Origin of the sequence: Virgibacillus sediminis (assembly GCF_042643265.1) — a bacterium.
Classification (GTDB): domain Bacteria; phylum Bacillota; class Bacilli; order Bacillales; family Amphibacillaceae; genus Virgibacillus_O; species Virgibacillus_O sediminis.
Genome location: NZ_JBHRRZ010000008.1, coordinates 95,191 through 115,547, shown reverse-complemented (window position 1 = coordinate 115,547; position 20,357 = coordinate 95,191). Strand labels below are relative to the sequence as shown.

Sequence of the window (20,357 nt, the reverse complement as noted above, 5' to 3'; positions counted from 1 at the left end):
AAAATGCATAACGATGAAGCAGAAGTAGAACGTCGTTTGATTGAAGTATTAGGGGAAGGGTATAATCAATGGAATTATCGTCCTGACTTAAAGTCTGAAGAGGACCTCTGGCAAAATTTACGGAGAATCATTACACAAAACAACTTATCTGAAATTGGGGAGCATCCCATTACAGATAAGGAATTTGACACGATTAAAACAGAACTGTTATTAAAAACAAAAACCCCTTTTGATGCTGCAAGATGGCTCAAAGGGGAGAATGGAATTGCTCGTATTACCATTGAACGGGAAAATGCTTCCTTAGGTCCGATGGCCTTAGTATTGTATTCCAATCAAGATATTGGTGGTGGGATCTCTACATACGAAGTCGTTCACCAAATTGCAAAACAAAAAACAAATGTGGATGACCGTGATCGTCGCTTTGATGTAACTCTCTTAATCAATGGCTTACCGATTGTTCAACTAGAACTAAAACAAGCTAGCGCCAAAGATGGTGTATTCCAAGCGTATAATCAGATTAAGAAATATGCAGAAGAAGGCATGTTTAGAGGGAATATCTTTTCTACACTGCAATTATTTGTCGTTTCTAATGAACAAACGACCCGCTATTTTGCGAATGCATTGCCCAAAAATATGCATAAGAAATTTCTTTTTAGCTGGCGAACGACAGATAATAAAAAAGTAGAAAATCTCTATGAATTTGTAAAACAGGTCCTAAATATACCAGACGCCCACCGGTTAATTGCTGATTATACGATTGTGAGTGACGACCATGATAATAAAACATTAATGGTTTTACAGCCGTATCAAATTCATGCAATTCAAGCCTTATATAAATCCGCCATGAAACATGAGTCTGGGTTTGTTTGGCATGCAACTGGTTCTGGGAAAACATTAACCAGTTTTGTTTCTACAAAGTTATTAGCTCGTAAAGCCGGTGTAGACCGTACCATTATGCTGATTGACCGTAAAGATTTGGATAACCAAACTACTTCTGAATTCACTAAATTCGCTTCTGAATTTAATACTGGCATCTCTTCTGGTAATGCGCATTCTAACAGCTTAATTGTCGGAACTGGCAGCGCAAAAGAACTAAGTAATACATTATTATCTGACGCTAATTCAAATACAGTCATCATCACGACTCGTCAAAAGCTAGAATCAGCTTTACGCCATGCACAAAAGGTAGAAGAGAAAAAAGGTACGCAACGCTTTAAGAAACTACTAGGACAACACATCGTTTTTATCGTGGATGAATGTCATCGTGCATTAAGTGCGGAAGGAATGGAAAGTATGAAAGATTTCTTTCCAAACTCCACCTGGTTCGGCTTTACAGGTACGCCAATTTTCAATGTCAATAAAAAGCAAGCGAAAGGTCAATTAGCACGCACGACTCGTGATCAATATGGAGAAGTCCTGCATACCTATACGATTAAAAACGCACTAGAAGATGGCGCTGTTTTAGGGTTTCAAGTAGAACATGAAGATACGATTGAACCGACATCACTAAATAATTATATCTTTGACCAACTCCGTAACAATGAAAAATATGCTGATTCTACTAATGATGAAATAAATGACTTGATTGATCAAATGGATGGCATAGAAAAAGAAAAATATATTGAACCCTCCTCTTTTGAAAGGGATGAACATATCCAGAAGGTCATTCATAAGATTTTCAGGCCAGATAACGCTTATATGAAATTTGACTTCCAAAACGGTCGACCACAAAAATCCGCCATATTAACAACAAGTTCAATTGATATGGCGAAACGTTATTATCATGCAATCAAAGAAATGACCAAAAATCCAGAGTGGTTGACTGAAGAATTTGCTGATAACCCCATAAGAAAAGGACGTACGGTTGAAGACTCGGATTTTCCTCGGATTGCCATCACCTATTCGTTACAAGAAAACGAAGAGAATGCCACACTAAACCAAGATGAAATGAAAGAAATCATCAAGGACTATAATGATTATTACGATACAGCATGGTCCATAGAAGATATGGAACGATATAATGGCGATATTAATAATCGTTTGGCTCGTAAGAAAGCAGAGTTTAAGGAGTTCGGAAAACAAATTGACCTTGTCATCGTTGTTGATCGCTTATTAACGGGCTTTGATGCACCAACCATTCAAACGTTATTTGTCGATCGGAATTTAAGTTATGCCAATTTGATTCAAGCATTTTCTCGGACCAATCGAACATACCCAGAAAAAACAAAGGGGTTAATAGTAACCTTTCGAAAGCCATACACTATGGAGCAGAATGTACAAGAAGCGACGAAGTTATATTCTCAAGAACAAGAAGAGTCTACACTTGTTTATCCAACATATGGTGAGTCAAAGAAACGTTTTAAAAAGGCCCATAAAACATTAAAATCTGTCGTCCCAAATCCAAACGATATTAATGAACACTCACCTATTGATACTCGGATTGAATTTGTAAAGACATTCCAAGAGCTTAATAATTCCTACGAAGCGTTAGTAACGTATAATGAATATAACGATGAAATGGAACAATCAGAAGCACTTCAAAATCAAGTAAGAACGATAGAAGAATATATCGGCATATATAACACAATTAAAGGTTCGCTAGTCGATGACCAGAATATTATTGATGGACCAGAACCAGATTTCTCCGATATTGAATTCTATGGAGACAATGCGATCAAGATTTATGATATAGACTCAACCTACATTGATAAATTATTGGAAACATACTCAGCTAATAATAAAAATATTCGTGACGATATTGAACAGGCACTTCAGAAACTAGAGAAATCAGAAATGGTTAAGAATGTATACCGTGCGATTTTAAATGCTATTGATGCCGAAGAAGTAAATACAGATGAAGATATTTTTATAGTAAAACGAGGATTTTTTACTGAAGCACGCAATAAAGCGATTGAAGAATTTGCAAATACATGGTTTGTGGAAGAAAATGAGCTGCATCTATCTGCAATTCAATACTTGATAGGAATCGACCCTATTCCAAATATTGGCGGCATCCTCAACAGCAAGCAATTTGATAAGTATAAAGCTGTTAATCTTGATGCAAAACCATTGAAGTACGGACCAGAAATGAAACGTCAGTGGAGAAAAATGTTAGATGAAGTCATTATACCTTTAGATGACGAGCTCAGATAAATTCCAAAATAAATATAGTCATAGGTCAACTACAAATCTGTAGTTGACCTATACAGTATCCGAAAAACTTCCATTGTTGTGTGATTAACTCAATACCCTAACATGATGCAGTCCGAACCCTCCCTCTTTCCTCATCACCCTCAGGACAATTAAGGTACAACTGTTCAAACAAGATGTTACAAAGCAGTAATAATTCAAACAGACTTGTTCAATACATTCACGTATTTAATCGGGTTCTGTGCACCTCTTGTCAGATAGTGTTCAACCGATTTCCTCAAATATTTGGATCTCATGGTATCCTCTGCGATATGACCGACGAACTCCCACCGGGAATCGTTATCGAGCCTCCCTCTTGTATTGAAGGTACTTCCCGCCTTAAACCAGCCTTCCACTTTATATACTTCGTGCACAATACCATCAAATACTGCAAATGCATAATCTACTTTTTCCCGATTATCCCCGATTCGCCATACCCCCCTGACTGCGTCATATAATTCGATGTCTGTTAAATCATAACGAAAAGCTTTGGTTAAACGGATTAACATCACAGACTCATCGATGATGACATGCTCCCGATCATAGTGAGAGATTAATTGGTTAACGCTAACTCTTCCAAAGACACCACTCTGAAAACCACGCACTCGATTCGTCAATTTCTCCTTTCCAATAAGGTCTATCACTGAAGCTTCAACTTTCAGGGCTGTATGGTCATCTTCCAGTCCGTGAATAAGAATTTCGATTTTGGGTTCTTGTCCCCTGTCCCGAATACGTTTAATCATGCGGCTCTTTTCTACATCCTCATTATCGGTTAAGTGCGAAAATACGCGATTGCCCACACCCTTTCCGACATAAAAAATGTCATCGGTCTCGGGGTCTGAGTAAATATAGACATAATGCTTTAATTGGTTAATAACCTCTTTTGAAAACTTTTGCATATTCCACCTTCCTTTTTAATTCACCCTGATTATTTAATTTAGCTGCTTCCACCCAAAGTGCTAATAATTTATCATAGTCAGTTAGTGGGAGTTGATGGGTGCTCCGCCTCTCTTACTAATTTGTAAAAGGTAGTTTTTTTAACCCCAGCCTGTTGCATGGCTTCTATAGCTGTAATCTCTCCCCTTTTCCACTCTCCGTAAGCTTCCATGAATTTATCGGTTATCTGCACTTTAGGACGCCCGAAAGGTTTCCCCTGCTTTATTGCAACATCAATTCCTTCCCGCTGTCGTTTTCTTATCCGGTCTCTTTCTTCCTGGGCCATCCAGGACAAGATTTGCAAGACTAGATCCGCTATGAATGTTCCCATGCTGTCCTTGTATTGAGTGGTATCAAGCAACGGCATGTCCAATACGACAATGTCAGCTTGCAATTCTTTCGTGATAGCATTCCACTCCTGTACAATCTCCTCTTTATTTCGGCCGAAGCGATCGAGGGAATGGATGTACAGCACATCTCCCGGGCGAAGGATACGTTTTAATAGCTGGTACTGCTCCCTATCAAAGTCCTTCCCACTTACTTTATCGATAAAGATATCCCGCTGCTTGATTCCCCGTTCTTTCATGGCTGCGACCTGCCGTTCTTCATTTTGGTCTCTGCTGCTCACCCGTATATATCCATACTGCCTTACTTCCATTAAAGAATAACCTCTCTTTCAATGGTAGATTCTTCCTTAATTATACGCCCATCTGTTCGTAAAGGTCTACAGGAAACCGCGAACGTTCGTAATTAATTTCGAGTGTTTTACGAACGTGAAATTCGCTAGTTTTGTTGATTACCTAGACCGTTCGTAAAGGTGTACTTTTACAGACAGCCCCTTTAAGATGAAATTGTTTGTTTCTGTTAATTTTACTTATACTTTGTTCCTCGCAGTAGCATCATATGACCATATTTTAATTTTCTGCTAGTGAAGTTCCAGGCCGTTTCTCAGTCATAACAGAGATGATTAGGTAAGCACCAAGCCTCCCATCTTACCAAATATTTTTTCTAATATATAAATTAATAATTCTTTACAAAAATTAAATCTGTTATTATTAACATACACTGTAATTAGTATTCGCTTTATTTAGTGAACTATCTCAAAATCAAAAGAAGAAGGAAGGTTGTTATGAGTAGACAGCAAGAAAGTAAAAGTATAATAGATAAATTAATATCTATCCAAAGTTCACTGCCAAAGAAACAGGAAAAATTATGTTCTTACATTTTGGAGCACTATAAGGAAATTGGATTACTGACCGTTAAAGAATTAGCGGACCGAGCAGGAGTTGGTACAACGACAGTAATGCGTTTAATTAAGGCTTTAGGGTATGACAGCTTTTTTGAATTAAAGAAGGAATTTCACCAAATTCAAGTTAATCAATCAAATAAGTGGTTAAATGTCCAAAAATCGTTTGTTTCAGATGATAGCAACTCTAATACCCCTCTCTCAGTTGGAGGTCAACAAGGAATTGATTTAATAGAAAAATCTATAACTCCCCAACTGATAGAAAATTTCAGCTTAGCAATGGATATGATTGATAGCGCAACTAGAATAAACCTATTGGGATTACGAACTTATAAGGGTATAGCAATTTACATGGAATCACTTTTAATAGAATTCCACCCCAATGTTCAGCAGTTAAGTCATGATAGTGAGGCAATGATTGATAGAATCTTACAATGTGAACAAGATGAAGTACTTATTATTTTTGCTTTTTCTAATTATTTACAAGGTACAATAGATGCAGCAAATGTGGCAAAGGAACGAGATATTCCAATTGTTTTAATTACTGATCAACTTTCTTGTCCAGTTTCTGAATATGCAGACGTCATCTTGAGGTTAGACTTAAGTGGTAAATATTTTACTGTTATTCCCATTATTACACTTATAGAGGCTATTGTAGTTGAATTAGGGAAACGGACATCCGACACATCAGTACCGAAAATTCAAGATCTATTTAGTATTCTAAAAGAAAAAGGTATTATATTAGATTAATTCTACACTGACAACGAGATTTAAAATGGAATAAATTTTTCTTTTTTTAAAAAAATAGTTTACAACAAACCAAACTGATGGTATGGTAAAAATAATCAATATAAGTAAGCGTTTCCATTTTTATATAAACAAAGGAACAAAAAAGTTTTTTTATTAACAAAAGGTTTAAATGTGCTTTTTTCATTTTCCATTCACATAGAAGGGAGGGGGGTCGATTGACTGTACCGATCCAGTAGGAAGGAGGAATGCGAGTAGATGCTTAACGGGATGTTTCATATGTCCAAGATATTTAAAACTGTTGATCCAAAGTCTTGAATAAATCTGTAATTGCTAGTTAAAGGGCAAAAGCTGTCTCCTTGCATCTATTTGAGAGGTTAATGATCTGGAACAGGTTCAAAAGCTGTGCCTTATGATTATCTAAAGATCTTCTCCCAAGTTTAATTATTTCCGCCACAAATCACTAAATAATTATTAAGAGGAACTTGCAAATCGGTGCAAGTTCCTCAACTATACACATCAATTGTACTGCATAATTATCTATCAATACCAAAGGGGGGATTAGGAATTATTTTTTTAGCTTAAATTGTCGGAATGTTTATAACCCTAGGAACTTTCAGATCGAAGAGCCTGGGATAACCTTTTATCGATCTGGGACCCGATGAATAATTTGAGAAGAGTGAAAGCGATAGGAAATGTTTGAGGACGTTATAAAGCAGAAAGGTGGAAGGATATGTTTACAACCGTTACATTACTCGTTTTATTTATACCTATGCCTTTGCTTATCTTATTTTCTTTAATATCTATTTTAAATCAATCTAAAAGTAGAAAACAAAGTCATTCCATAACAGAGAAGGAGCGTAAATTAATATAAGGAGGCATATATCAACTATGGATTATTTTTCTTTGACTGTATTTACCATCTATTTTTTGTTAGTACTATTAATTGGTTACTTAGCATATAGGAAAAGTAATGATTTTTCAGACTATATATTAGGGGGGAGAAAACTAGGTCCAGTAGTCGGTGGATTGAGCACAGGTGCTTCTGATATGAGTGGTTGGTTGCTGCTAGCGTTTCCTGGCGCAGTTTATGCCGGGGGAATTTCAAATGGAGTTTGGATGGCGGTCGGCCTGGCAACGGGCGCTTTTTTAAATTGGAGGTTAGTCGGTAATAAAATTAGACAATTCACCATAATAGCCGGTGATTCTGAAACGGTTCCTGACTTTTTAGAAAATCGAACCCGTGATAAAACCAAAACTATAAAAACCATTTCTTCCCTGTTCATTATAATCTTCTTTACTTTCTATGTTTCTTCAGGTCTAGTAGCAGGAGGATTACTCTTTGAACAAACTTTTGGTATCTCATACTCTACAGGGTTACTATTGATTGGTTTAGTCGTTCTCATTTACACCACCACAGGAGGTTTTTTTGCAGTAACATGGACTGATTTTATACAAGGGATAATTATGTTGTTGGCTGTAGTAATTGTTCCAATCGTTGCTTTCACTGATTTAGGAGGGTGGAAAGCTACCATAGGTGAAGTCGGACAAGTTTCTTCCAGCAATCTTGATGCCTTTTCGGGAATTACAATATTGGGTATTATCTCTGCAGTAGGTTGGGGGTTACTAGGATACTTCGGCCAGCCCCACGCCCTTATAAGGTTCATGGCTTTTGGTTCTTCGAAAGAAATTACTATTGGGAGGGCAGTATATACTACATGGAATGTAGTTGCCCTATATGGGTCTATGTTTATAGGTGTAGTGGGAATCGCTTTTTTTGCTAACAATCCCTTAAACGATCCGGAGGTAGTATTTATTCAGCTATCCCAAGTGCTATTTAATCCTTGGGTCACAAGTATATTATTAGTTGCCATCTTAGCTGCAGTTATGAGTACCGTAAGCACACAATTATTAGTTTCAGCCACTGCCTTGACTGAAGATTTGTATAAAGGTTTGTTTAGAAAGAATGCTTCAGAACGTGAACTGTTTGGGGTTATTCGGTTGGCTATTATGACGGTTATAGGTATAGCTTCGGTAATAGGATTAAACCCGGATTCTTCAATTTTAGGTTTAGTGGCTTATGCATGGGCCGGTTTTGGTGCTGCTTTCGGTCCAGCTGTTTTGTGTTCGATATTTTGGAAAGGAACTACAAGAAATGGAATATTGGTTGGTATTATTGTGGGGGGGCTGACAGTAATATTCTGGAGTTTACTTACTACTGCTGGCATTATTCCGTTTACATTATACGAGATTGTACCAGGATTCATTTTTTCAACTATAGCCATTTTCATTTTTTCGAAGATTGGTTCACCGCCAAGCAAAGAAATGACTGAAGAATTTGAGTTAGCTAAACAAAGTACAATATGACTAACTACTAATTTCCGAATATTAAATATACTAATAAGAATTTTAATTTAATTAATGGGGAGTGTAAAATATGAGTTTTAAAAGAATGATCCATGCTGTAGATACTCATTCCGGGGAGCCTATGCGCGTAATTACTGGAGGAGTTCCTAATATACCTGGAAAAACAGTTTATGACCAGATGCGTTGGCTTGAAAAAAATGATAACCAGCTTAGAAACCTTATGTTAAGGGAGCCGAGGGGATATCCTCCTCTATGTTGTAACCTCATTGTTCCTCCTAAGCATCCGAATGCAGATGCCGGTTATATTATAATGGAACAGGTTGAATACCCAGTGATGTCTGGTGGAAATACCATTTCAGTAGTTACGGTATTACTAGAAACTGGAATGTTGCCTATGCATGAACCGATAACTGAACTTACCCTAGAAGCTCCAGCTGGGCTTATCGATGTTGTAGCAGAGTGCTCAAATGGTAAAGTTACTAGTGTTGCTTTTAAGAATGTCCCAGCCTTTGCGCCGTACATCGACACAGAAATTAATGTACCTCATTTAGGAAAAGTAAAGGTTGATGTGGGCTGGGGGGGGATGTTCTATGTCATTGCTGACGTACGCCAGTTTGAAGGACTTGAACTTATCCCTGAACATGGTCGTGAAATTGCTCGTATTTCATCTATGATACGAAAAGCTGCTCAGGAGCAATTACCCGTAGAACATCCTGACTATCCGGGAGTAGGAATTACTATTTCTCAGCTATCTGGGCCAACTACAAATCCAGAAGCAGATTGGAAGAATGTTGTTAATGTTGCTTCAGGAGATCTTGACTGGGATGACCCTTCCACATGGACGGGTGCTCTGGATCGATGTCCTTGTGGGACTGGGACATCTGCAAAAATGGCTACCTTGTATGCTAAAGGAGAATTGAACTTAAATCAAGACTTTAGGCATGAGGGAATTCTAGGGACAGTATATAATGGGCGTCTTGTTGAGGAAGTGAAAATTGGTGACTACAAAGCTGTAATTCCAACAGTTAGTGGGGAGGCTTGGATTACCGGATTTAACACGTATGTTCTCGATCATCAAGATCCTTTTCCGAACGGATTCCAGGTGGGGGATATTTGGGCTCAAAACAATTCTAATCTTTTAAGAGTGTAACAGGACATTAGTGCAATTTACCACATCTTATTTTTAAGTTCTATTTTGCCATTTTTAATAATTTATCAAGAGGAGAAATTTAATATAAATCACCAACACTCTCCTATATTACTAACAGAGACGTTACTATATTAAGTAGAGATATTAAAATACTCCTTTTACAATCAGTAGATAACTTTTTAAAATCAAAAACTAAATGGAGGAAATAGTAATGTTAATTTTATCGGAAAATGATGTAAAACAGTCCCTTTCTATGAGGGAAGCGATTGATGTCATGGAACAAGCCTTTATTACCTATGCAAAGCAAGACTTTATTATGCCGGATAGAATATTCTCACAAGTAAAAGAGGAAGATACATTTTTACTGATGCCTTGTTATGTAGATGATTGTATCGGATTGAAAGCGGTCACCTCTTTTCCTTCAAACAATGAGCGTAGTGAACCGGTAACGCAAGGGGTTATTATGATAAATGATAGAGAAACGGGAACCCCTATTGGCTTGATGGACGGAACCTTATTAACTGCGATAAAAACAGCAGCTGTGTCTGGAGTAGCTATGCGTTATTTTAAAAAAGAAGCAACAACGATTGGTTTAATTGGAACGGGCTTACAAGGGCTATATCAACTTCTGGCAGCAATTGAATCGACGGAAGCAGAAAAAATTTATGTGTATAATCGTACACCTGAAAAAATCGAGCCCTTTAAAAAGGAGTTTCATAAGTTAACAAATCAAACTGTTGAAGTAGTTACTTCAGACACAGTAGAACAATTAATTCACAATTCCGAGATCATAATCACTGCAACAACATCCCTGTCTCCAGTTATTCCGAATGACGCTACTCTTTATAAAGGGAAACTTGTTGTTGGTGTTGGTTCTTATAAGGAAAACATGCGTGAATTACCTGAAGAATTATTCAAAAGTGCCGCCTATTACGTAATAGATTCGGAAGATGGTAAGAGAGAATGTGGCGATATCATCGATCCAATTCAAAGTGGCTGGGTCGAGAATAAAAACATTGTTTTACTATCAGACTTGATCATCGGAAATAGAAATTATGAACCTTCAAGTGAGGAACCAATCATTTTTAAAACAGTAAGTATGGCATTGTTTGATGCGTTAATTGGTAATTATGTATATAAAAAAGCCCAAGAGCAAAACGTCGGTGTAGTTGTGGAAATTTAAAAGTTTAGAATGATAAGGTAAGTTAACTCTTTGTTAGAGAGGGTTGCCAATCCCATCTTATTATTTGTAGCTGTTTTATGGCTCGATATTTAACCATTAAAAAAGCCTCCTGTATAGAAAACGAGCACTCTATGGTGCTAGTTTTCTACAGGAGGCTGGTCCTTGTCATGGCAGAGGTGATTCAAAATTACCTCAAAAGTGCATCAGAAATATGGTAGACGTTGGATTTTTCCATGTCTTCATTCATATACGCACGTAGTTAGACACACATTATTAAAAAACAGGTTTGTGGATCGATAACCTTATATATATGATGATGGATCAATACCAGGCAAACCTGTTTTACCAGTGAGTTAATTATTTGTATGAGCGAAGCTCAATTATACTGACTTTTAATCAAGGGATCAGAGGAATGAGGCGAATTAATGGGTGATCAGGATCACCTCAGCAGTTTTCGACAGACTAATCCATTTAAATGAAGGCTTCCATTTAAAGGTATAAATTTATCCTAATAGTGACATCGCTCAGGAAATAAGATATAGGAAATTCATTAAAACTTCTCCTTATGACATAGTTTATAATCAGAAAAAAATGGCATCAAATTGTATTTCCTCATCTTTCTCCATAATCCGTAAAAATAAATCCCGATTCTCTTCAGTCAAGGTTTCTATGAGGTACGTATTGTCGTGCGTTTCAATCTTAGTACATCTTAGTAAATATATAACATAAACGTTGTCTTACAAAAAAAGAAAAAAGGCAATTCTTAATAAGAATCTCCTTTTCCCCTAAGTAAATTTAAACACATTCTACCAATTTATTATATAAAGTAATAATCGTCCATTTAACAATTCAAATAGCATAATGGGGTAATTTTCAACTACCATGGCAATTTCCTATCCACCCCAATACACATAGTGGCCAGTCCGGATTGTGCTTTCCTTTTTTCACTTTATATACCTACCTTTAGATCTTCTTTTTCTCTGTCTACAGGCTTAGGTCCAATGTACTTCTTCATCATCTCAAACTCTTCGAGCATTTCCTTGCTTGGTTTTCTGCCGACTTTGGAGAATGCAAAGGTGGCTATTAGGGATAAGAAAAATCCAGGAACCAGTTCGTATAGCTCAAATGGGATTATGGCAGCACTTTGCTCCATGCCTTCAGGAGGAGTGGATAAGATACTCCAGAAAATAACAGTCAGACCTCCGATTAACATCCCTGCCATCGCACCATTTTTCGTTGTTCCCTTCCAAAATAAAGCTAAAAGGATAACCGGACCGAAAACAGAACCGAACCCAGCCCACGCATAACCAACCAAGCCTAAGACGGAACTCTCTGGATTCAAAGCCAAAAAAATCGCAAAAATGGAAACCACTAAAACACTTAGCCGTACTACTATCAATAATTCTTTTTGTGAGGCATTTTTTCTAATAAATCCTTTGTAGAAATCCTCCGAGATAGCTGTTGCCGATACCAAAAGTTGTGAACTGATTGTACTCATGATAGCTGATAACACAGCTACCAACAGGAAACCGGAAATCCATGGATTAAACAGATTCTGGGCAAATGCTATAAAAACTGTTTCTGAATTTTCTAATGGATTACTATTAAAATAAGCGATTCCGACAAACCCGGTGAAAATAGCCCCAAGCAAAGCAAGAAAATTCCAAGTTGTATAAATCGTAGTCCCTATAGTAATATCCTTTGTTGATTTCATTGACATAAAACGAACAATTACATGAGGCTGTCCGAAATACCCCAGCCCCCATGCCAATAAAGAGATAATTCCAAGCGAGGTAGTCCCTGAAAATATATCCAAATGGCCAAAATCAATGCTGCCAACAGCATCCATTGTAGAATTCCATCCGCCCATAGTGGCAATGGCCACTACGGGAACAATCAACAAAGCAATAAACATTAATGTTCCCTGCAAAAAGTCTGTCCATGCTACGGCGAAAAAGCCACCAATAAATGTATACGCACAAATAATAATGGAACCGATTATTAAAGCTGTCAAATAAGGAATATCAAAAATGCTTTCAAATAGAATAGCTCCTCCGACTAACCCGGAGGAAATATAAAAGGCAAAGAAAACTAAGATAAATAATGAAGAGATCATTCTCAATACTCTATCTTTATCTTCAAATCGATTCTCCAAAAAATCTGGTAATGTCAGTGAGTTTTTAGATACCTGTGTATAGACCCGCAATCTTTTCCCAACAAATTGCCAATTAATATATGCTCCGATACAAAGGCCGATAGCCAACCAAGATCCCGACATACCACTTACATATACTGCCCCTGGCAACCCAAGTAATAGCCAGCTACTCATATCGTTTGCGCCAGTTGCAATTCCACCAACTACGGGACCTAATTTTCTCCCCCCTAAGATATAATCTGAAAAGTCATTTGTCTTACGATAAGCTAAATAGCCTATTAAAAGTAAAACTAGGAAGTAGAAAATCATGACGATTAAAGAAATGTGTTCGCCCATAAGTATATTCTCCCCTTCTATTTATTAGATTTGCCATTTCCCGAATCCTTTTTAAGAAATATTAAGGATGAAATAACGCATAACAACATGGGAACAAACACCCAGAAAACGGTCGCTATCGTTAAAAAATAGTCCATTTTGGTTCCCCCTTCTTAAATATAAACTACTCTCAATTTTATATATTTAAACGCTTTCATTTATCAGTAAAAACATAGTTTGTTTTGAACAAGCAAACTATATTTTTACTGATTATGACCTTTTCCTATTCTTTACTTGGAGTAGCAAGTCTCTTAGTTATACTTAGATGCTACTTGTTCTGGCACTGACTTGTTGGATTTCTCAAACTTTCGGATGTTATTACTATTGGCGACTTCTTCTTCTTCTTTTAATGATTTAAATAAAGATATGTTCATCAAAATCATCAATATAACAATGGGAAGAGCAACAATCATTAATGTTGTCTGCAAGGCATTTAAACCGCCTATCCATAGTAATAAAGAAGTTACCCCAGATACTATAACTCCCCATATAAATTTAATCTTATTTGAAGGGTTGAGATTCCCTGTTGTCTGGATACCTAGCACATAGGTTGCTGAATCTGCTGATGCAATAAAGTAGGTAAATAACAGCACAATGGCCAGCAGAGATGAAGCAAAACTTAAAGGAAATTGGTCCAGTAGCACAAAGATGGCATATTCCACTCCTTGAGTATTCATTACCTGACTTATTCCAACTTCAGAGAATAAGTCGAATGATAATGCTGTTCCTCCAAATGTCGAAAACCAAATAATCCCAAAGGCAGTGGGAGCTGCAATAACCCCTAATACAAATTCTCTTATTGTTCGCCCTTTAGAAACACGGGCAATAAATGAACCAACATAGGGAGCCCAAGAAATGTACCAAGCCCAATAAAATATAGTCCAATCTTCGACCCAAAGGCTACTTTGTTCACTAAAAGACCCTGCAAACAAACTCATTCCTACTAAATTTTGAAGATAATCACTTGTACTATTTGAAATCAAACTCATAATAAATTGCGGATTCCCCATGACAAAAACAAATAGTAATAAGACAATGGAGAGAGTCATATTTATTTGACTGAAATACTTAATGCCCCTCTTTAGGCCTGTTTGAGAAGATAAGATATATAACACAGTAGCGAATCCTATTATACATAGATAAGTGGTAATAGAATTCGGAATAGTGGGGAACAAATGAGAAATACCACCTCCAATTTGAACAGTTCCGAATCCAAAGGTTGTAGCAACTCCAAATGTTGTCGCTAAGACTGTTAAAATATCAATCATCTTCCCTAGAGGTCCATTTACTCGATCACCAAAAATAGGATAAAAAATGCCGCTAATTAAACCTGTAGTATTCTTTCGGTAATTAAAATAGGCTGATGCTAAGGCAACCGTACCAAAAATAGCCCATGCATGTAATCCGTAGTGAAAAAAGGCTGATCTCATTGCTATATTTGCTGCATCAACTTGGTCGGAGGGTTCAACTGGAGGGTTGGAAAAATGGATCAAAGGCTCTGCAACACCATAAAACACTAGTCCAATACCAGTCCCTGCAGAAAATAAAAAGGCAAACCAAGTAAATTTACTGAACTCCGGCTTTTCATCATCTTTTCCTAACTTGATAGAGCCAAAACGGCTGAAAGCCAGATAAAGTAAAAAGACTAGAAACCCAGTAGTTCCCATTAAATATAGCCACCCAAATTGATTGGTAAAAAAAGACTCTATGGTATTAACAGTCATTTCTAAACTCTTTGGACTAGTTAGACCCCAAACTACAAAAGAAAAAATCAATGTTAATGAAATATACAGTATAGAATTACTCTTTTTCACTAATTCTTCACTCCTCTTTATGGAAATTACATCAGTGATAATTTTACAATCTAATGTAATATCGATTGCAATGGTGAATTATGATTCGGCAGCCCATATCTGTAATTTTAATTTTAGGTTTTTTAATGGATTTTAGCTCTACTCTCCATGACGCGAGGAAGAATAAATATGGAATGGAATTCTCAAGAGAACAGGCGATTAACATTAGGCTGTCAAGATTTTTCTCAACAGCCCGTTCCAATTATGGATATACTAATTTTAACAATATGGCTACCTATATAAATATTAGGAAAATTTATGTTAAGCAACTTAGAAGTTAGTCCAATAAAAAACCTCTGCTCAATGAGTCTCGCCTATCAATATAAAATTCATGTTGTCCAGTTACGACTGCATCTCCTGTTATAATTGGTATGACTCCTACTTTATTTTCAAGTTTAACTTCTTCCACTAAAACACCTCTCATCGTTGTACCAATGAAGCTTTCTGTTACATACGTTTCATTCAGAGATAACTTACTATTATAGATAGCAGCCATTTGGGCACTTAGCCCTGTTCCGCATGCCGAACGTGCAACATTACTTTCTCCAAATACCGCTACATTTCTCGTATTCACTCCTTCTGTATCAGATTTATCTAGAAACAAAACTAGATCTATTGTATTGATATCCTCCACCGTTGGATGTTGAACTGGAATTTGTTTATTTACTTCTTCTTTAATCAGCATCCCTAAACTTCTGAGTCTATCAGCATTTGCAGGAATTAAATCTATATTCAACTCTCTCGGATTTACAAAAACATAAAAACTTCCACCAAAAGAAACGTCTACATGAATTTCTCCTATTCCGGAGATAGTAACTCTTTTATCTTTGATCCAAGAGAAGGAAGGGACATTTTTCAATGATACACTTGTTACCTTATCCTCTTTCATTCTCGCTTTAATCTCTACTAACCCAGCCGGTGTATCCAACACTAACTCAATCTCATTTCCTGATTTATCAACAATCCCAGATTCAATTATTGCCGTCACCACCCCGATGGTCCCATGGCCACACATATTTAAATATCCGCCTGTATCCATAAAAACAACACCTATATCTGCAGTTGGAGAAGTAGGCTCTAATAAAATTGCTCCAAACATATCACGGTGACCTCTTGGCTCATGCATTAAACTGGTACGAATGTTGTCGTAATGATCAATTAAATAACGTTTTTTCTCTATCATAGTATCCCCTATTATTTCAGGCAATCCATCGGTAACGATTCTTGTAGGGTCACCGCCAGTATGGGTATCTAAGGTTGTAATCTTCATAATACCTTTATTAGATTCTGTTTTCATTTTCTCGCTTATATACACTACCACTCACTCCCTAATTATGCTGTTGTTAGATTAAAATCTTTTTCAATTATTCATAGTGGAGAATATGCTTTTAAAGAATTAAAGGAGAATCTCCCTAAGTTATATCTAGGGAGATTCAAAACTTATATTATAGCTTTTGTGTATAGAGTTTACCTTGGCTAAATAGTTTCAAATAATCATAGCTACCCGCTTTGGAGTCCGTACCAGATAAGTTAAATCCACCGAATGGATGAACTCCAACTAGTGCGCCAGTAATATTTCTGTTAATATATAAATTTCCACAATGCATTTTATTTACTGCTTGATCAATCCTTGATTGCTCGGAAGAGAAGAATCCACCAGTGAGACCGTAATCTGTGCTATTATAAATATCAATGGCTTCTTCCCAGTCTTTTGCTTTTGCTATGGCAATTACCGGTCCGAAAATTTCTTCTTGCATGATGACATCATCTTTTTCTGCATCTATAAAGATGGTTGGTTCAATATAATACCCTTCATCATCACCCGTATTGCCGCCTAATACGAGTTTCGCTTCTTTTTTACCAATCTCAATATACTCCAAGATTTTATTGTATGCTTTTTGATCAATAACTGGGCCTACAAAATTATTTTCTTCACCATTACCAACTGTAATTTGTTTTGCCCGATCCACTACTTTTTCAATCAATTCATCATAAACGCTTTCTACCACCACTACTCGTGAACCTGCAGAACACTTCTGCCCTTGGAAGGTAAACCCGGAATCAATAATAGCTTGTGCCGCAGCTTCTAAATCTGCAGTCTCATCAATTACGATACCGTCTTTTCCACCCATTTCAGCATTTAAACGTTTAATCCAGATTTGCCCTTCTGCAGTTCTTCCTACAATCTCATTGATGTGGAGTCCAACATCTTTAGATCCTGTGAAACTAACGAATCTTGTTTTTGGATGACCTGTAAGATAATCACCAATCTCCGACGAATCCCCAGTAACAAAATTAATAACTCCATCTGGAAGACCAGCTTCTTCAATGATTTCAAAAAACTTATATGCAATACCCGGTGTTAGTGAAGCTGGTTTTAATAAAGTTGTATTACCAGTAACAACCGCAGAAGCCGTTAGTCCAATGCAAATTGCTAGAGGGAAGTTCCAAGGTGGGATAATAAACCCTACACCTAATGGAACATATTTAAGTCTGTTTCTTTCTCCTTCTATGCTTTTCACATCATGATTATCACTTTCAAGTTTTATCGCGGATCTTCCGTAGAATTCTAAGAAATCAATCGCTTCAGATACCTCAGCGTCTGCTTCTTCATAATTTTTTCCAGCTTCTAGGATTAGAGTAGCACTGAATTCATGACGACGTTCTCTCATAATATCTGCTGCTTTAAATAAATACTCTGCTCGTTCTTCAGCAGTGGTTTGTTTCCAGGACTTAAACGTTTCCGTTGCTACTTGTAATGCCTTTTCTGCATGGTCTTTATTTGCCTTACTAGCATAACCTACTACCTTGTCTTTTTTTGCGGGGTTAATAGAATGAATCTTTTCGTCCGTATAAATTCTTTCTCCGCCAATAACCAGTGGATACTGCTGTGGCAAGTCTTTTTTAATTTTAGCAATCGCCCTCTGCAGTGCCTTCACTTCACTTCCTTTTTCAAAGTCTGTATTCGGTTCATTTACAAAAGTTTCGAATGTTCTTTCAATTGTTTTCATAATGAATCTCCTCCTGTTATTTTTTAATAGTGTTTTTTAATACAAAGGATACGTTCTCTGGCCTTTCTGCTAACCTCCGCATAAAATAACCAAACCAATCTATTCCATATGGTACATAAACCCTCATCTTATAGCCGTTTTCAGCTAACTTCCTTTGTAATTCTGGCCTGATTCCATAAAGCATTTGGAATTCAAATTGACCCTTTGAAATATTGTTTTCTTTCGTGAATTTAATTACCTCTCTGATAATTTTCGGATCATGAGAAGCAACTCCCGCATAATTACCATTGAGTAAATGAGTTTTTATTATTGCTTCATAACTCTCATCTACCTCTGCCTTATTTGGAAATGCGATATTTGGCGGCTCATTATAAGCACCCTTTACTAGACGTAAATTAGCATTGTACCTATTTAGATCATCGATATCCTTTTCTGTCCTATATAAATACGCTTGCAATACAGTGCCAACGTTATCGTATTCAGCTTTCAGTTCTTTAAAGATTTCTAATGTGACTTGGCAGTGACTGTAATCTTCCATTTCGACCCTAACAAAATTATCATACTCTTTTGCCACATCTAATATTTTTTTCAAGTTAGTAAGTGTAACTTCCTTGTCAAGATCTAAACCTAAAGATGTTGGTTTCACGGTTAAATTACAATCAAGTCCATATTTATTAATAGCATCTAATGTACGTATACAATTTTCCGTCGCTAGATCTGCTTCTTCTTCAGATGTCACAAATTCACCCAAATAATTCAACATAGCTGCCATTCCATTATTATTTAGAGCTCTTACATGCTTTACTGCATCAGAAATATTATCTCCCGCAACAAATCTAGAAGCACCAAACTTTAAACCATACTTCTTCGCCAGTTTGTTCGCAATCTGATTTCTCGATAATGAACTGAAAGTGTTTGTTAGTACCTTTGACACCATTTCTCACTCCCTTCTAAATATTTTCTATATCCAATATGGGTGATCCCATAATGTCATATCGTTGCCTATCCCATTTTCTTTAGCACTTTTATAAACTCTATATGCTTCTGATATATCATGAATGGACATTCCAATAGGGTTAAACAAAATTCTTTGCTTTAAATCTCTTCTCCCTTCGGTCTTTCCAATAATTATATCTCCTAAATTTATTATCTCCTCTTCTTTCAAATATCCTTCTTGAACTGCTCGGTAGCTCACATCTACTCCATGGTGTTTTACATGTTCAAAATCATCCACTACTACTTTGTCGTAATGTACTACTTCTTTTGGAGCGGTATCCCAGAAAGAAATTTCAGAATGAAATGCTCCTTCTTTTAACCATTCACCTTTCACATATGGGTAAGATGACATTGTTGCTGTTACGACTATATCTGAATCCCTTATAGCTTCTTCGGCGTTTTTTGCACTGAACACGCTTACATTAAGTTCAGCAGTCATTGATTTCGCAAACGCGTAAGCCTTTTCCTTATTTAGATCATATACTTTGATTGTTTCAATTTGATCCTTAAATGTCTCTGTCAATGCTTTTAATTGCGTTTGGCTTTGAACACCAGCCCCAATAATTCCAATACTATTGGAAGATGGATTAGCTAGATACTTAGCAGCGACCCCCGTCGCCGCTCCGGTTCTCATTGCACTAACAATTGTTCCATCCATAATAGCAAGTGGGAATCCGTTATGAGGATCAGAAAGAATGATAATAGCTGATGCTCTAGGCTGCCCTAACTTTTTTGGGTTTTCTGGCATACTTGGAATCCATTTCATTCCTGCAATATCAATATCCCCACCCAGATAGGAAGGCATCGTCATTATCCTTCCTCTAGTTTCTTCTGTCTCCGGCCCTCCCCACCTTATAACAGGTTTGGACGGTTGAACTACATCATTTTCAGCATGTAAAGTAAATGACTTTTCTATTGCCTCTAGAGTTCCTTCCATTTCAAGACCGCCCGCTTTAATACACTCTTCCTGGGAAAGATAAGTAAAGCCTACCTTCTTACTTTGGACACTTCTCTCAGTCTCTTTTAACAAGACATGCCACCTCTTTATTTTATTTTTTCAAAAATCTAAATCTTATGAGTAAGATTAACAGCTTTTTGGTTTAAAGTAAACCATTTTTTTAAAATAAAATATATTTATTCCGTTATTAC

Annotated in this window: 13 protein-coding genes; 5 read left to right on the top strand and 8 right to left on the bottom strand. The window is 36.8% G+C overall.

The features are described 5' to 3' along the window. The first annotated feature begins 3 nt into the window (after positions 1 to 3). Positions 4 to 3,153: a type I restriction endonuclease subunit R gene (locus ACFODW_RS04725; RefSeq protein ID WP_390303724.1), complete on the top strand. Its 3,150-nt coding sequence runs from the start codon at positions 4 to 6 to the stop codon at positions 3,151 to 3,153. A gap of 194 nt (positions 3,154 to 3,347) precedes the next feature. On the opposite strand, the gene ACFODW_RS04720 is transcribed toward ACFODW_RS04725, so the two are convergent. Together ACFODW_RS04720 and ACFODW_RS04715 are read right to left on the bottom strand one after the other, a co-directional pair. Continuing rightward, a complete protein-coding gene (locus tag ACFODW_RS04720) occupies positions 3,348 to 4,088 on the bottom strand; it encodes an LEM-3-like GIY-YIG domain-containing protein (protein ID WP_390303721.1) in 741 nt (246 codons plus the stop codon). A gap of 77 nt (positions 4,089 to 4,165) precedes the next feature. Next, positions 4,166 to 4,783: a recombinase family protein gene (locus tag ACFODW_RS04715; RefSeq protein WP_390303718.1), complete on the bottom strand. Its 618-nt coding sequence runs from the start codon at positions 4,781 to 4,783 to the stop codon at positions 4,166 to 4,168. A 471-nt stretch (positions 4,784 to 5,254) separates the two neighbouring features. Between ACFODW_RS04715 and ACFODW_RS04710 the strand changes: the two genes are divergently transcribed. The 4 genes from ACFODW_RS04710 to ACFODW_RS04695 all read left to right on the top strand — a co-directional run bounded on the left by ACFODW_RS04710 (position 5,255) and on the right by ACFODW_RS04695 (position 10,818). Beyond that, a complete protein-coding gene (locus ACFODW_RS04710; protein ID WP_390303715.1) occupies positions 5,255 to 6,121 on the top strand; it encodes a MurR/RpiR family transcriptional regulator in 867 nt (288 codons plus the stop codon). Positions 6,122 to 7,009: 888 nt separating this feature from the next. Continuing rightward, the gene (gene putP / locus ACFODW_RS04705; protein WP_390303712.1) at positions 7,010 to 8,485 is read left to right on the top strand and encodes a sodium/proline symporter PutP; all 1,476 of its coding nucleotides are present in this window, start codon (positions 7,010 to 7,012) and stop codon (positions 8,483 to 8,485) included. 70 nt (positions 8,486 to 8,555) lie between these two features. Next, entirely contained in the window at positions 8,556 to 9,635 is a 1,080-nt protein-coding gene (locus ACFODW_RS04700; protein ID WP_390303709.1) for a proline racemase family protein, read from the top strand. A gap of 211 nt (positions 9,636 to 9,846) precedes the next feature. After that, positions 9,847 to 10,818, top strand: coding sequence for an ornithine cyclodeaminase family protein (locus ACFODW_RS04695; RefSeq protein WP_390303706.1), 972 nt, complete (start codon positions 9,847 to 9,849; stop codon positions 10,816 to 10,818). Between the two features lie 949 nt (positions 10,819 to 11,767). Here ACFODW_RS04695 and putP (ACFODW_RS04690) read toward each other — a convergent pair. From putP (ACFODW_RS04690) to ACFODW_RS04665, 6 genes are all read right to left on the bottom strand, one after another. After that, positions 11,768 to 13,309, bottom strand: coding sequence for a sodium/proline symporter PutP (gene putP, locus ACFODW_RS04690; protein WP_390303703.1), 1,542 nt, complete (start codon positions 13,307 to 13,309; stop codon positions 11,768 to 11,770). A 290-nt stretch (positions 13,310 to 13,599) separates the two neighbouring features. Next, positions 13,600 to 15,162, bottom strand: a complete 1,563-nt coding sequence (locus ACFODW_RS04685; protein ID WP_390303700.1) for a BCCT family transporter — start codon at positions 15,160 to 15,162, stop codon at positions 13,600 to 13,602. Between the two features lie 316 nt (positions 15,163 to 15,478). Next, entirely contained in the window at positions 15,479 to 16,516 is a 1,038-nt protein-coding gene (locus ACFODW_RS04680; protein WP_390303697.1) for a proline racemase family protein, read from the bottom strand. Positions 16,517 to 16,646: 130 nt separating this feature from the next. Next, positions 16,647 to 18,212 (bottom strand): L-glutamate gamma-semialdehyde dehydrogenase, encoded by a 1,566-nt coding sequence (gene pruA, locus ACFODW_RS04675; protein ID WP_390303694.1) that lies wholly within the window; start codon positions 18,210 to 18,212, stop codon positions 16,647 to 16,649. A 16-nt stretch (positions 18,213 to 18,228) separates the two neighbouring features. Continuing rightward, complete coding sequence (locus ACFODW_RS04670) at positions 18,229 to 19,146, bottom strand: proline dehydrogenase family protein (protein WP_390303691.1); 918 nt, start codon at positions 19,144 to 19,146, stop codon at positions 18,229 to 18,231. A gap of 27 nt (positions 19,147 to 19,173) precedes the next feature. Continuing rightward, positions 19,174 to 20,238, bottom strand: coding sequence for an ornithine cyclodeaminase family protein (locus ACFODW_RS04665; RefSeq protein ID WP_390303688.1), 1,065 nt, complete (start codon positions 20,236 to 20,238; stop codon positions 19,174 to 19,176). Positions 20,239 to 20,357: the final 119 nt, after the last annotated feature.